The organism is Butyrivibrio fibrisolvens (assembly GCF_037113525.1).
In the GTDB taxonomy this organism is placed as follows: domain Bacteria; phylum Bacillota; class Clostridia; order Lachnospirales; family Lachnospiraceae; genus Butyrivibrio; species Butyrivibrio fibrisolvens.
The window spans coordinates 449,127-464,057 of sequence record NZ_CP146963.1 but is presented as its reverse complement, the minus strand read 5'-3'; the positions used below and the strand labels follow the sequence as shown (position 1 = coordinate 464,057).

General features: G+C 33.2%; 14 protein-coding genes. All 14 read right to left on the bottom strand.

Annotation, left to right across the window (positions count from 1 at the left end; all coding sequences use genetic code 11):
* Positions 1–39 precede the first annotated feature (39 nt).
* Complete coding sequence (locus WAA20_RS01860) at positions 40–672, bottom strand: polysaccharide pyruvyl transferase family protein (protein WP_338802732.1); 633 nt, start codon at positions 670–672, stop codon at positions 40–42.
* Complete coding sequence (locus tag WAA20_RS01855; RefSeq protein ID WP_338802098.1) at positions 669–1,136, bottom strand: polysaccharide pyruvyl transferase family protein; 468 nt, start codon at positions 1,134–1,136, stop codon at positions 669–671. Before WAA20_RS01855 ends, WAA20_RS01860 begins: the two co-directional genes overlap by 4 nt.
* 90 nt (positions 1,137–1,226) lie before the next feature.
* Positions 1,227–2,636: a hypothetical protein gene (locus tag WAA20_RS01850; protein WP_338802096.1), complete on the bottom strand. Its 1,410-nt coding sequence runs from the start codon at positions 2,634–2,636 to the stop codon at positions 1,227–1,229.
* Between the two features lie 86 nt (positions 2,637–2,722).
* Positions 2,723–3,847, bottom strand: coding sequence for a glycosyltransferase (locus WAA20_RS01845; RefSeq protein WP_073387459.1), 1,125 nt, complete (start codon positions 3,845–3,847; stop codon positions 2,723–2,725).
* Position 3,848: 1 nt separating this feature from the next.
* Positions 3,849–5,069, bottom strand: a complete 1,221-nt coding sequence (locus WAA20_RS01840) for an O-antigen ligase family protein (RefSeq protein ID WP_073387461.1) — start codon at positions 5,067–5,069, stop codon at positions 3,849–3,851.
* Positions 5,070–5,127: 58 nt separating this feature from the next.
* Positions 5,128–6,156: a stealth family protein gene (locus WAA20_RS01835; RefSeq protein WP_073387462.1), complete on the bottom strand. Its 1,029-nt coding sequence runs from the start codon at positions 6,154–6,156 to the stop codon at positions 5,128–5,130.
* Positions 6,146–7,027, bottom strand: coding sequence for a hypothetical protein (locus WAA20_RS01830; RefSeq protein ID WP_139263730.1), 882 nt, complete (start codon positions 7,025–7,027; stop codon positions 6,146–6,148). Before WAA20_RS01830 ends, WAA20_RS01835 begins: the two co-directional genes overlap by 11 nt.
* Positions 7,028–7,036: 9 nt before the next feature.
* A complete protein-coding gene (locus WAA20_RS01825; protein WP_073387552.1) occupies positions 7,037–7,810 on the bottom strand; it encodes a glycosyltransferase in 774 nt (257 codons plus the stop codon).
* Between the two features lie 12 nt (positions 7,811–7,822).
* A complete protein-coding gene (locus tag WAA20_RS01820; protein WP_338802091.1) occupies positions 7,823–8,902 on the bottom strand; it encodes a glycosyltransferase family 2 protein in 1,080 nt (359 codons plus the stop codon).
* Positions 8,892–10,004 (bottom strand): FkbM family methyltransferase, encoded by a 1,113-nt coding sequence (locus tag WAA20_RS01815; protein ID WP_073387466.1) that lies wholly within the window; start codon positions 10,002–10,004, stop codon positions 8,892–8,894. Before WAA20_RS01815 ends, WAA20_RS01820 begins: the two co-directional genes overlap by 11 nt.
* A 417-nt stretch (positions 10,005–10,421) precedes the next feature.
* Positions 10,422–11,126, bottom strand: coding sequence for a sugar transferase (locus tag WAA20_RS01810; RefSeq protein WP_081373806.1), 705 nt, complete (start codon positions 11,124–11,126; stop codon positions 10,422–10,424).
* Between the two features lie 268 nt (positions 11,127–11,394).
* Positions 11,395–13,380 carry an LCP family protein gene (locus WAA20_RS01805; protein ID WP_081373807.1) on the bottom strand — a complete coding sequence of 662 codons (1,986 nt, stop codon included), beginning with the start codon at positions 13,378–13,380 and terminating at the stop codon, positions 11,395–11,397.
* A gap of 49 nt (positions 13,381–13,429) precedes the next feature.
* Entirely contained in the window at positions 13,430–14,056 is a 627-nt protein-coding gene (locus WAA20_RS01800) for a hypothetical protein (RefSeq protein WP_139263732.1), read from the bottom strand.
* 15 nt (positions 14,057–14,071) lie between these two features.
* Positions 14,072–14,926 carry a class B sortase gene (locus WAA20_RS01795; protein ID WP_073387469.1) on the bottom strand — a complete coding sequence of 285 codons (855 nt, stop codon included), beginning with the start codon at positions 14,924–14,926 and terminating at the stop codon, positions 14,072–14,074.
* Positions 14,927–14,931 lie beyond the last annotated feature (5 nt).

The following is a 14,931-nucleotide window of genomic DNA, read 5'->3' as shown; positions in this document are numbered from 1 at the left end:
CTTTGGGGATTAGTAGCTTGATAATAAAATAATATCAATTTATACTTCAAGCATTTTTTCTGCAATTTCGTTTAAATACCTTTTTGACTGAGACACCATTATGTTTAAATTATTGTAAATTTTCTCATAGTCAATCACTTCTGGATTAGATATGTTCCTAATATACTCTCCCCTTCTATCTTCAATATCTAATATACTAGAAAGATTCTCCATCCTCAAAGAATGAGAGCGGACATAGTAAAAAAATGGAATCCGGTTATAAATTGAGAAAAGAATTCCATGATATGATCCAGTTAGTACAATCTGTGCATGCTGAAACAAATGCAGGAAGTCATCTGGCCCATCAATACTTACATTTTTTATATTTCTATGTGGACGTTTTTCATTTATGCAAATTATCTTATACCCATATTTATCTTTCAAATAATACGCATCCTTTATCATTTTCCCACTTATATCTGGGAAATATAAAAGTATATATTTTTCTCCTTTATGGATTAATTTATTATTGTCTCCATGCAATCCATAAATCAAATTCCATTCTTTTGCAAGTAGCATTGTAGGATCACATACGGAAATGACTTTCTTTGATTGTATTATTGAATTAATTTCTGATATAGATTGTTTTTCTCTAACACTAACTGCATAAAATCTTTGCAGGTATTGCCTTATAGCATCTTTCTCATTTTCACTAATAGTTTTGCCAAAAGATGATGCATAAGAACACTAAGCTTATCATCCGTAGCAAAATCTAAATAGTATGATTTATCATTCCCAGTTATTTCAAATGACCACACAAGATCACTGCCAACTAAAAAGCAATCAAATTCTTTATTAGCTTCTTTAATATTATTTTGATTAAATTGTTTAGAGCATCTTGTTTTTTCATGTATCTGCTTTGATAAGCTGTTATATCTTCTTCGGTAGCTTCTGCTGTAAAAAAAACAATGGACCATTTCTCTAAGAGTATGTGAATTAAAAATACTCATTTTTTCTCTTTTTTCTATTTCTTTGCAGCAGTAGTCAATTATATAGCAATCAACGCCAAGTTTATCTAAGTAGTAATATAGAGCATAAGTCTGAAAAAAAGAGCCAAAATTTGACGTCCTATGAAATGTCAGAATTCCTACCTTCATTATTTCAATCCTTTTCTTTCCTAACATCACTCAATATAGAGTTAAATTGCTTTATATTGAAAAGCCACGATAATAGTGCAAAGACCATAACTAAATAATTATATATAATCCAAATCCTATAATTCCTTTAAATTCTGGCAAAAGTTTTATAATGTACCCAGCAAACCAGCCTATAACAACAGCATTTATCATGCATCTTAATACAATCAAGATAAAATTTTTAATAGAACATTTAAAGCCATATTTATACACAACAAAAATGTCCGTAATATACACAATTCCTCTTGAAACAATTGTTGCTACGATTATTCCTGAAATCCCCCAAAAATATCCTAAGATAAAATCCAGAACAATATTCAAAAAAGCGCAAAACAAAGCTACAACTCTTAATTGTGCAAATAATCCCAGTGCCGACCTAACAAGAAACACTGGATAATGCATTCCTCTAATGCACACTTCTGCAGTCATCAATAAAATCGGAATAGTTCCTAGAAAATAATCATCATTCAACCAAATATCAACCACAAATACTTGTAGCAAATTAGCCATCCCTGTGAACAAAAGCCCATAGATTAACGCATTTGTGAAATATATCTTTATAAATACATTTTCAACAAAAGAACTATTTTCCTCTACATTTAACTTTCCAATCGATGCAGTTAACGCTCCATATACTTTTGTTAACAACAAGTTAAAAGCATTCAGAATCATGGTATATTGCGAAACTATGCCAACCATTGATACATTATAAAACATCGTAATAAAAATATTATCTGTACCACTAAATGACACTGCAGCCATTTTTTCAATAAACAGTCCTTTTATATTTGCATAAAATTCTTTTTTGTCTTCATCAGATAATTTAGGACTAGAGTCTAGATTTCTTAAAAATGGATAATCATTAACAGATCTTAAATCCAATGCAACATTACATAGCAAATCAAATACTATCTTTACTATCAGATATGGAATATATGCATGGGTTATAGCGACAATGATCATTTGTATAATGTTCATTGCGATGTTAAAAGATAGGGTATATGACTCAATAATATAATTTTTTTGATCGGCAATTATAATAGTTTTTCTAAACACATAAGCATAAGAAATAACTGTATCCAGTAAAAAGAGAAAATATAAAAGATAAATGTTCGTACTCACATTACTGTTGCTGACCAGCTTATCCAAAAATGGCGCCAGTGCCAGACCAACAAAAAATACAATTGTCATTATGATTCTATAAACATGTTTGTAAAAGCTTATATAGATGCGAATCGAATTAGTATCATTGTCTTTAATTGGTTTATAAAGTTTATAAACCATTGCATTTCCAAGTCCCAATTCCACAAACGAAAGAATGGTTATTACATTGGAAAAAAGGCCGTTGATTCCAAGGTATTCTGCACCTAAAACGTATGTAAATACGGTTCTACAAATAAAGCTTACAAAAATATACCCTAGCTGACACCAAAAAGTGATTATTAAATTTTTTTTACCCATACTATATATTTCTTTATTTATCATCACTTTTTTATTATCATCCAACTGTCTATAGTTATTTTGCAATACTAATCAGTCTCAGAAAACTATTGCGTAATATTCTGGTAAATAGCTCTCATCGCTTTACTTGAATTGAGTATATTATACTCAGAGTTAATAATTTCTTCTTGAACATTCCTATTTGTATTCAAGTCTGTATGCTCATAAATAAATCTAGCCCATTCATTATTGGTCAACTCTAGTGATATAAATTCAGTACTATCTATTATTTTTACTTTTTGCGAAACTCCGGTGCTGAAGAAGCAAGGCAAGCAAGAATACTGCGCTTCTATCCCTGCCAATGGAACTCCTTCATGAACAGATGGCATAAGAAATATATCCATTGCAGAGTAATAAGCTGATACCTCACTTATGTGCCCTAACAAGAAAATGCAACTATCAAGTCCCTGTTTATCAATATATTTTTGTATAGTATCTTTTAGTTCACCTTCTCCTATAAGAACCAAAGCACAGTTGGAAAAAACTTTTCTACATTCAGCAAAAATATCTATTAGCCTAAAATGATTCTTGGGTTGATAAAAATTTGCCACATTTCCAAAGACTATCATATTGTTTATATTCAGCTGATTTCGTATTAGTTCTCGTTTTTCAGGATTAAATTTATATTTTTCAACCTCTATTCCATTACTTACTATATGTTGTTTTTTATTATTCCCCTCACCAAACACAAACCGCCACGATTCCTCGCTGCATGCTACGCATGCATCAATATACTGAGGTAATACTTTTCTTAACATATTAGCAGACAACCTACGCCATAACGTAATATTACACATAAAATTCGAAGCATGACCATGGACAACTATTTTTGAATCAGAAAAAAGTTTAACCCAAATAATTGTCCTGAAAGCTTCCTGTAGATTATCACAATGTATATGAACTATTTCATAGGAGTTTTTTTCTACTACTTTTTTTATAAAGCGCATCCATAAATATTGCCGATATACATATGGTCTTATGCATAAATTAGCATTTATAATTTTTCCTTTTTTTGCATCTATCTCAGAGATTACTCTTTTCGGAAATTCTTTTTTACATTCATTAACAAAGTCACATATAATATCTTTTCCAATATGTTTTGAGATATTATACGCAACCGTTGATCTCCCACCATGCCCTATGTTATTAGCACCTATGATCAATACTTTCAATTTATAGCCCTCTATTACCAATTACAATTCTTTGGCTATTAATCCTGCCGTGAACCAAAAGTATCACAATTGCAAAATAAAAAAACAAGCTATAATAGTAATCCCCCTGAAATGCAACAATCATAGCTGAAGCTGCAGCACAAGAAATAACTCCACTCTTCGAGTTAAGATTTACAGACAATTCTAATAAAGAATAAATAAAGAGTATAAAAACAATAATACCAATAATTCCACCTCTAAACATAATCTGTAAGTATTGGTTATGAGCATGCACTACCCTTGTTAATAACACCTGCATATAGTCTGTCATATATCCATAACCCCAAAGCGGTTTTTCTGAGATTCTTTTCAAATATGAAGTCCAAATTAAAGATCTTTGAGATTGAATTGACTTTTTAAACGCCATTTCCAAAAGTCTAGCTATTCCACTATGTGTTCCCATAACTACAAACATCCCAAAGATAGCAATACTAGCAATGACAAGTATTTTTGGTATTTGCAGCATTCTTAGTATTACTGGTTTCTTTATTCCTATCCATAATAATACATAAAAAATGATCATTGTAATTATTGACGTTGCTGCAGCGGTCATGAACAGCGGAACACAAGCCAAAATATGAATAACAAGTGTACGAACCCTTATTTTCCCCACTAATTCAACATCTAATGCAGAAGTAATACTGGCCATAGGCAAAATAAATAATATTTGATAATTCTTTGATCCTAATAAATATCGGTCTTTCTTTATAGAAGTCGTAATATTTGAAATATACATATATCGTCTATGATAAAACGCCAAAACAGATAACGTATTTGCAAGACACCAAAAAGCTAATAGAAAAGATGCAGCCTTTAAAAAATCAACGTATTCATCTTTTTCCTCAACATAATTTGCTAATAAGAAATATATAAATAAGTCAATATTAGTACTGAACAAATGCAAAACAGTATTCCCATTATGATTTAAAAAAGTGGAAATCAATAAAACAAGCAAAAAAGCAGGATAAATAAGAGAAATAAGACTTAGATTTTTTTTATAAACAAAAAAACGTATAAGCAACACAATAAAAATAGTATATTTTAATAAATCTAAAAATATCGATACATAATGCAGGGAGGGTAACGAATCAAATGTATCTGGCTTAAATAACGGAAAAAGCAAAAGAAAATATTTATAACTTGGCGTTATTCTCAGTATCAGACCATTCCTATTATTGTTCATAATTCAAAACCCTTTTTCTTAAGAAACATGTTTTCGATTGTTCTTTGTAGCTAATTATTCATATTTCAAACTCAGATTTCTTAGGCAATACTTTTTCGAAAGATTCTTGTAGAGCCTTACTTATTAATTCATAATTCATTTTTTCATCAACAACATCATTGATACAAATCATCTTATATTTGCGATGAGATATCGCTTCACAAATCTGTTTCAATTCTTCTTCATTAAGATCAAATAGCTTTGTTCTTGCATTTTTGGGAATAACATAATTTCCACTTGCCAGTTGCCAATATTGAAATAGCCACTGATTAACATCGTCATCTTTTCTAAATTTATTTCTAGAAACAGTATCTAGTAATTTTTTTTCACATGCATCAATTTCTAAAAATGTTGTTTTAAGAAATGATGTAGGCATATGAAAGGTAAAAAATCCACAAAAATCTTTCCATGGAGTAAGTAATATATTTCTTACAACATTTTTACCCAAAAAAGGAGAATACCATTTCAAAAAATTATCCTTAATAAACATTTTCTTTGAAAAATGATCATTGATAACTCTAGTACAATTTCTCATTATCGAATTAATAACAAAATATCTTTCATCAGAAACTAGTGGAACAACATTTTCAACTGCTCTATCCACCGGCACTCCATTCAAGAAAAAATCCGATTGCGAAACATAATCAATAAGAAACATATCATCATTAAAATATACAAAATGCTCGCTAAGTCCTTCTATCTTATGCAAATTAACTTCTATAGCAGACGAATTAAAAGTTGGCAAACAGCTTTCGTCCATAATATCATCATGATCTATAAAAGATATCTTAGGGCAAGAAGTTTTCATCCATGTAGGCTTTTGCCCACAAGTAACGAAATAAATATGATTTACCCAGGGTGCATATTTTTCTACAGAACGAAACCAATACTTTAAAAGATTCCAGTCCCTATACCTAACATCTCTTGAATCTGTTTCTTTTTTTCGCTCACAATACAAGTTTTTTTTCTTTATCCAATCCTCATCACTTCCATCAACCCATGTGATAACAAAATCAATTGCATAATCATCTGAGCTATTATTTTTCATAGTCCCCAAACCTTCTCTTAACTCTATTTTCCAACCTATACCATAGCATCCTGATAGACACTTCTTTGGTCTTTATGTCAATCACTTCATAATCATTTAAAACATTATAAGTATGCACACCTATAACTCTATACTTCTTGTTAAGTATAATATCTTTGGGATAAATAGTTTTTATAACAGTTTCGTTATACTCTGGATCAATGCTAAATGTGTTTAGTACTACGCCAAGTCCATACCCACCGTCGCAATCTTGGGAAACTCTAATCAAATCACCAAAATTATTAATAACTTTTCCTGCACATCTAGCATGCTCTTTTTTTACTGTTAAAGGATTATTGTCACAAAAACAGATTTTCTTATTATCAACTTTAAATAGCCATAATTCGTTGCAATTATCTGCGTTTTCATTAGTTATGCAATATGTAAATCCAAAAATGTCACCCTTATATTTAAAAAAAGTACTATCAACACATTTTGCCCCCCCATCATATAAAGATATACATTTTTCCCATTTATATGGAAAATCTATCGCTCTGTATAAATATATCTCCCCACTGTCCCCACTTTCAGGGCATATATATATATTATTTCCGTAACTAAAAATATAAGGATATGATAGATGATATGATTCTCGAATAACTTCAGTCCATTCTGTTACTTTTCCTTCGGAGTATTTGCAAAAGCCTATTACTCCCCTACCTTTTTCACCTAAATTATATTTCCATATCTCAGCAAAAATATACATCTCTCCCTTATAACTGAACAAAAAAGGATCTGCAGCCCATGCATTATCTGGATTATTGAGTACTTGATATTTACTCTCTTTCCTCTTTTTTATTGCAACATGATACTGTATTTGCTGTATATGCATATCAAGCACCTATCTAAACAGTTTTCGCGTTTCAAAAGCAATCCCCTTGATGCCTCTATATCTCACAACAGATATTATTTTTGCGCTCCATCTTGCAAGACTCACAGGAATACCGTATTTCATGATTTTACCGATGATTTCATGTTTATATTTATCTTCTTCATTTTCCCATGATCCTTCAAAATGATGTATGGCATACGTGTTTTTCGTAATAATCGTTTGTTTTGAAAAATGATTTTTGGGGGACAAGTAATCTGTTGGTAAAACCGTAAATCCCTCAACTATCTGTTTTGAATTGTCTTTTTTTAAACCGTGTTGAATAAAATACTTGGTAATTCTTTTCACATTAGGAGTATTATCTACAACTCCACTTTTATAGAAACTCCTTCCCTCATAATCCCTCAGTAATTCTCTGATAACGCTATTATTTTTTTCACAAGCTATAAAAGAAGTTGACAACCTTCTACCATCCTCAAAACCTATTACTCCTTGATTATCTAAAAGCCAATCTATAGGTTTTACTATTTCAACATCAGTATCTAAATATATTCCACCATACTTATATAATGCATTCAGCCTGGCCACATCTGAAACAAATGCCCATTTTTTCTCTCCTGCAGCCTCTATAGTATATTTATTAAAATCTATGCAGAATGATTTTTCATCCCATAAAATTATTTGATAATCAGGGCAATATTTTTTCCAACTGTCTATACACTTTGCCCCTAATTCTGATATTTGATTACCTCCAAACCAACAATAATGAATAATTTTAGGAATCATATACACACCCATTTATGCTCTAACATCTTTTCCAAGGATCTGATTGTAGAAATAATAAAAGCAAATAAAAACTGAAAAAAGATGGAGTTTGTATAACGTTGAACAGATTTTGAGCGCTATAATTTTTTTTCCACCAAAATTTGATGATAGAATATTTAAATAAGTATTGTTTCTCCATTCAGTTATACATTGATCCAGGAATCCACGCTCTTCTTTCTCTAATTCTTTACGCCTTTTCATATTTTTAAATGAGAGTCGGCATACCCCTCCAACTGAGCTACGAATAAAAACTTGGCATATAAATTGCTCCTTGATCTTTGTTCCATTGTTATCAGCAATTAGAGGCATAATTTCAGCAAATCCTTCATGCATAGATATATATTTTTCATCATTCATGGCTCCAGTTAAAGAGCTTGATCGTACGCGATAATGATAAAATGCATTATTTGTAAACATCACTAACTTAAGCTTTTTCAGACATTCAAATAAATAACACGTATCCTCCGATCGCTTTATACTACGAAATCTCACATCACAAATAGGCTCAAATCTATATATTTTTGCATATGCACAAGGGTTAATAATAGCTAATGCTTTGCAATCTTCAATAGAATAAACATCATCGCCAAAGCTAATCATTTCTTTGCATATTATTCGATTCGTTTCATCTTCATACCGAATAATACCTGCAACGCATAAATCTAGTTGCTCCTTTTCCGCTAACGAATAAAGGTCTTCTAAATACCTTTCTTCTACCCAATCATCTGAATCCAAAAAAGTAACATACTTAGTTCTGTGTTTGCTAACATAATCTAGACCAACATTCCTTGACATACTTAATCCCATATTGCATGAATTATGGATTATTACCATTCGATCTCCAAAAAAATCCTTATAGGCATTAACAATCTCGATAGAATTATCTTCAGTTTTATCATCTATAATTATGAGCTTATAATTCTGAATAGTCTGTGTTTGCAAACACTTCATCATTTTTTCTATATACAACTCAACTTGATATACAGGTACTATTACACTAATATCTATCATGATTAGACTCCCTAAATCTCTTTGAAATTCATTATTCTTCATAGTCTTCAAGTAGTCTTTCTCTGGGAATAGCATAGTATAAATACTCATTTACAATAACAAATGCCTGTTCTCCAATATATTTTCTTAAAACAAATACATAATCGTCTACAATACTTCTTACTAATGCAGGTATTTCTATCAAGTCTTCTTTTTTATGATATGCACATATTGCTAAAACAGGCCGATCCCTTTTAATCAACTCAACTCCCCCTTGCAATACAGCAAGTTCTGCACCTTCTATATCCATATTAATTAGCGAAACCTTTTGTTTTTTAAATCTACTATCAAAATTGTTCTTTTCGCCAGAAGTTCCTATGTATTCGTTAATAGTGATGATTTTCTGTTTTAAATCATCTTCAAGATTATCGAGGTTTTTTAGAAGCAATTTATACTCTGAGTGATTTCCCTCAAAAGCATATATTCTTTCAAATGGATAATTGTTGTTTAAAAAAGTTAAAATTGTATCTCCTTTAGCACTTCCACAATTTACAAAACATTCATCATCTAAATGTAAATAGTATTCCCAGTATTTTTCCTTTTGCGTTGCCTGTGGTAATCTATATGCATCATGTTCAGCTGCGCATCGAATGATTTCTTTTAAAGTATCTTTTGATTCTTGATCATATAGCAAATCATATATATTAGAGAATTTATCGATATTATTCTCTACAAAACTAATAAAAATTCTATCTTCTATAAACTGAGAATTATTATTTGCCATTCCAAAGTGAGGAAATCTGATTGGACATATTTCAGTTTTTCTTTCTAAAAATCTTCTTAGTATTTTATATAGAAATGAATTATAAGAATCTGGTAATACAATAAAGCAAGCTATATCTTTATCACGTTTCTTTAAATCCAAGAGAATTCTTAATATTTCTTTTTTATTATATTTAACTAGTTCTTCAACTTCTAAATGATTTCTCAAAAAATACTCAATTGCTATTTCCTTAATCAATTCAGTATCTTCCGGATACGCAACAATTATTTTTCTGTGAGAAAGGTTTAAGGACAAAACTCTGCAGTGTGATTGAGAAACATCTTCATAACTTACCGGGCACGCATTAGTAATTATATTCTCAATTATTGCTTTTCCTTCCATATCTTTATCCCTCTGTTAGGATTTTAATAATCGGTAAAAAAAAATAATTTACTATTTTCATAGTGGACATAACTCGTATTTTTCCAACATGTTTTATTTGCAAATATTCTTCTTATATTTTTTCTATCACTGGGATTCAGCCATAGCAGACCGCTCAACCGTACTAAAGATAATTCCTCTATATCCCCCTCACAACCCCAGATAATTTGATAAAAACCGAAAGTCTGGCGTCCCCGTAAGAATTCTGTGAATGCTATCCCCCTGTTTGTACATCATCACTATTTAGATTAATTATAAGCCATATGTTGTACTTTTCATAGAAAAAAGCGTAGATTTTGTATCAAATCTACGCTTTTATTATTTTCTTAAGCTAATAGCAAATACCCGAGGTTGTTATTCACTCATATTATTTCCTGATCAATACGCTCCGTCCTTGCCAAAAACAGCAGGAAAGGTTCTTACTATAAGTTCGATATCCTTAAATACACTCATATCCTGAATATACTGAAGGTCAAGTTCAACCCAACGATCCCACTTAATCTTTGCCCTGCCACATACCTGCCAATAGCAGGTAAGACCTGGCTTTGCAATTAAGCGTTGCCTTTCGTAAGCATTACACTCTTCCATTTGACTATAGATAATTGGTCTAGGTCCAACTATACTCATATCACCTTTAATAATATTTAGAAGCTGAGGAAGTTCATCAATTGAATATCTTCTGATAAATTTTCCTACATGAGTTATTCTTGGATCATTCTTAATCTTAAATGCATGTCCAGTCTGCTCGTTCTGCGCCTGCATACGTTCAAACTGGGCTTCAGCATTCTTATACATGCTACGAAACTTGTATATTTTGAACGGCTTCATGTTCTGACCGGCGCGGAGCTGAGTAAAAAATACAGGTCCGCCATCTTCCAACTCTATAGCCAATGCCGTAAGAAGAAATACAGGTAAAAGCAATATCAATGCAATACTTGCTGCCAAGATATCAAATGCTCTTTTAATCCACTTGTAAACATTGGGTTTGTGGTCAAAGATTTCTTGATAATTTAATTCAATTATCTTTCTTCCAACAAATAATCCACTAAGCGATTCTGCCCTGAGTGTTGCTGTCTTTGCCATATCATAACCCCCTTATAGGCTGTGACTGTGCTTCTACAATCTATATCGGCAAGATTTGACTTATTATTAATAGTATCCTCCTTCCTAAAAAATATTGAATCAATATTTTTTATATCAAAATGATTGTATTCTAATTGAATATTTTTTATGCATATAAAAACTGCCATACAAATCAATGTATGACAGTTTTATAGTTATTACTAATCGTTTTTTACTTTATCGACTCTTCTAAGCAACAATATCACTACCTGCTTATAATGATCATATCTCAGGAATCGACTTCAGTATAGAATACATCTATGATCAGATCATACAAACCTTCTTCGTCATAGATAAATTCTTCAAAGCCTGATTTTCCTATAATGCTTTCTCCCTTCATCTGGTATATATTTGCAGAATCGAAGTTGTACTCTGCTGCTTCGTTACCAAGATACACAGCTTCATTTAGACCTATATCTGTCACCATATATGGAGATAAAGCACTATAAATCGAAGCTACAGATTCCGGATTCTCTCTCACCTTTTCCTGGAGAGCAGGTACAAACTCTATCAAGTATTGAAGCTGTCTTTCAAGACGTTCATTTGCGCTGTAGTCATCATATATATCCCTATGCTGGGTGTACCAGTATGCATCATCTCCTGTAAGCGTCACCGTATCTCCCTTACGAAGTGACCTGTACTGTCCTGCTGCCGGAAGACTATACAATACTTTGAGTGTTACTCCGCCGACCGTATCATTTACTGTCGGTATAGCTCCCATGTTAATGGATATATATCCATTTATTGGAAGCTCGTGGAACAGGTTCCTAACCGTTTTAACTGTTCGTTCACAACTTTGCTCAAGTCCGTTACCAAAGCCGTGCTGTAGGCATATCTGAGCCTCTCCTGTCCCTACATATATACCTTCTTCATTGTAGACATCTATATCCGTCATTGCATTTCTATTGATAGCTACAATCTTGATCTCTTTACTGTCAGGGTCAAGGATCAGGAAGAACATTGCATCTGACTGTCCGCCGCTAATGCCATCTTCTCCTTCATGAACCTTGTCCATGCTGTCAATTCCAAGTACAAGGAATGTCAGAAGGTTAGAATTATACGCATAGGTTTTGCCATCATATCTGATCCAACCAGGCTGCCAGGAAGATGCTGATGCTGTCAGCGGCATCTGATCATCTCCTATAGAATATTCCTCATATAAGGAAGCCTGTGACAGGTCCGGAGCCTGATCCTGTGTCCTGTTATATAGAGACAATCCGCCAGTATATTCCATGAGCCTGTATGCCCCATATCCTATACCAACAAATCCTACAGTCACTGCAAGTAAAATAAGGATCGTATTTCTGATAATTCTTAGGGCTCTTCCTATTTTTGAATGATGATGATGTCTGTGTGTGTGATGATATTCCTGGGTTTTTACAGAGCCTCTACTTTTGATCTTACTTGGATCAAAGCCATCAGGAGCATTTATAAAATCATCATCTTCTTCATCATATTCCCCGGATTTCTTTGTATCTGCTTCTTTATAGTACTCTTTATGGCTATCTTTATAACTGGCTTTTATACTCTCTTTATAATGATCTTTATTATCTCTGCTTTCTTTTAATGCTCTATTCTCTGACGATACTTTTGCAAAGAATACATTTGTATCATCAGCCTTTGAACTTTTAACTCTTTTCTTAAGATCTTCGTATGATGGTTCTAATGTTTCATCGCCATCTTCAAGATCAAATATTTTTTTTAGTTCCTCAGTCCTTCGCCTGTCTTCGTCTTTCTGTTTCTTGATGCTGTATTCTCGTTGCCTTTCCTGGGCGAATTTCCTGATCTCTTCTCTGCGCTTCTTTTCAGAAAACTGGTATCTGACTTCCTCTGCCCTGTTTGCAAATGGCTTAGGCGGAGGAGAATCAGGCCTTATCTCTGCCAACTGTTCAAGCGCTGTCTTTCTGGGCTTTTCTTCTTTTGGTTTCTCTTTATAATTCAAGCTCAGATTGTCAATTGTACTGTCATATAACTGCCTGTTACTAACATAAGAACCGGTCCTTGAAGATCTTATAGCATTCCTGTTTGACGATACCCATTCATCTACATCATCGCTATCCATGGATCTATATCCATGACTATTAATATCCTCAAACTCTATTTCAGGATTTACAAACTTTCCAGGCCTTCTGTCTAGCATTATATCGCCCATATCATAGTCTATTACAAGGCCGTCTTCTTTAAGGGGAGAAGTATATTTATTAAATTTTCTCATCTTCCTATGCACTGATACATCGCCCCCTTGCCCTTAAAAAGCCAGGTTATCAGTTCACAACTATTGCAAAGCTTCCCATATCGTCCATTGTTACAGATACTTTACCGCCTGATACTACTGATGATGCAGCTGTAACAGATCCATCCTGGTGTATCTGATAGATTGTTACGCTTCTTCCTTCATATCCATTGCCTACACCATAGGTTGATGTGAAGGTACCAAATCCTGACCATATTGATACACCTGCTACGTACATACGAAGTTTGAATGGCCCTATCACAGTCTTACCACCGGATACTGCGTTGACGTATGACATAAGAGTATCTGACAGACTGTCTGTTCCAGGCTTTGGTGATATAGCAGTAGATACTGCTCTTCCATCTGTAACTCCACTGTATGTAGATGATATACGTACAGGAGGTCCGCTTCTTGGAATTACATATGCAGCGCCCGTGCTGTTATACGGAACAGAGGAGCTTCCACCCCCTCCACCGCCAGATGACCTTCCGCCACCTCCACCAGAGTTTCCGCCGCCAGAACCGCCACCATTTACGTATACATTAGTAATGATGGTAACATTTGAAGTCGTTGGACTGGTAGCTGCACTTGTACTAAATGCACATGTGTAGCAAAGAAGTAGAACTGCTGCCCATACTGACATGATTTTCTTTTTCATAACATACCTCATTTCTCACTGGATCTGTGAACCTGAATACGTACTGTAAACGAAATATCTATTGGTTGAATCTGTAGTGGATCCTGCTGATATTGTAAGCATTCTCCAGCCGTTAACTACTGCTTCTCTTAGATACTCTGTCTTTTGAGCATCCATGCTTCTGGATGAATATATATTATTTACATAGCTACTAAAAATATCAAAATCATAACAATTAGTATTCGTTAGTATATCTGTATCATAGCCGCTCATTGCGGCAAATACCCTGAATTCATGTACATATCCCGGAACATACAGGTATATGAAAGGGTTAGCTTCAAAATATTCAGGATTAGCATATATTCCGAGATATTCCAGCGGACCTCCTTCTTCGTTTGATCCATATATAATAGTATTAGGATCGGTATAATCTGTTGTATTACCTATATCAAGGTGAAGCGCGCCGCCTTCCTGAATATTACCTTTCGCATTATGCGTATCATAGTAGTCCTGATCACCTTCTTTTTGCATAACAGGAACTGTTATTCCAGCTTCAGGTATTACCAGATAAGCAACCGTTTCAGAGTTCTGAGCTAGTATACTATCCCAGTCCGGACGCAAGTCCGGGATCTTTCCCTGACATTCAAAGGCGTCGCTTGTACTTCCTACAAGCACTTCTCCTTCTTCAAGATCTGTAATAAAGCTTTCTGCGTAGCCTTGTTCCAGTACTGCTACGGTTGATTCATATGTTGCATTATCAGAAAGCGGAGTATTCTCATCACTTATCGTCTTCGTAAAGGAGCATCCACTTAATGTGCTAATTGTTATTGCGCTGCAAACAGTACATATCAGTGCTTTTCTGTGCATCCCATAAAATTTGAATCTACGCATCTTCT

Excerpts from the sequence above, each read along its gene's own strand:
- WAA20_RS01810 (WP_081373806.1), bottom strand. The coding sequence starts at position 11,126 with ATGGCAAAGACAGCAACACTCAGGGCAGAATCGCTTAGTGGATTATTT.
- WAA20_RS01820 (WP_338802091.1), bottom strand. The coding sequence starts at position 8,902 with ATGAAGAATAATGAATTTCAAAGAGATTTAGGGAGTCTAATCATGATA.
- WAA20_RS01850 (WP_338802096.1), bottom strand. The coding sequence starts at position 2,636 with ATGGGTAAAAAAAATTTAATAATCACTTTTTGGTGTCAGCTAGGGTAT.
- WAA20_RS01805 (WP_081373807.1), bottom strand. The coding sequence starts at position 13,380 with ATGAGAAAATTTAATAAATATACTTCTCCCCTTAAAGAAGACGGCCTT.
- WAA20_RS01815 (WP_073387466.1), bottom strand. The coding sequence starts at position 10,004 with ATGGAAGGAAAAGCAATAATTGAGAATATAATTACTAATGCGTGCCCG.
- WAA20_RS01795 (WP_073387469.1), bottom strand. The coding sequence starts at position 14,926 with ATGCGTAGATTCAAATTTTATGGGATGCACAGAAAAGCACTGATATGT.
- WAA20_RS01825 (WP_073387552.1), bottom strand. The coding sequence starts at position 7,810 with ATGATTCCTAAAATTATTCATTATTGTTGGTTTGGAGGTAATCAAATA.
- WAA20_RS01840 (WP_073387461.1), bottom strand. The coding sequence starts at position 5,069 with ATGAACAATAATAGGAATGGTCTGATACTGAGAATAACGCCAAGTTAT.
- WAA20_RS01855 (WP_338802098.1), bottom strand. The coding sequence starts at position 1,136 with ATGAAGGTAGGAATTCTGACATTTCATAGGACGTCAAATTTTGGCTCT.
- WAA20_RS01800 (WP_139263732.1), bottom strand. The coding sequence starts at position 14,056 with ATGAAAAAGAAAATCATGTCAGTATGGGCAGCAGTTCTACTTCTTTGC.
- WAA20_RS01835 (WP_073387462.1), bottom strand. The coding sequence starts at position 6,156 with ATGAAAAATAATAGCTCAGATGATTATGCAATTGATTTTGTTATCACA.
- WAA20_RS01830 (WP_139263730.1), bottom strand. The coding sequence starts at position 7,027 with ATGCATATACAGCAAATACAGTATCATGTTGCAATAAAAAAGAGGAAA.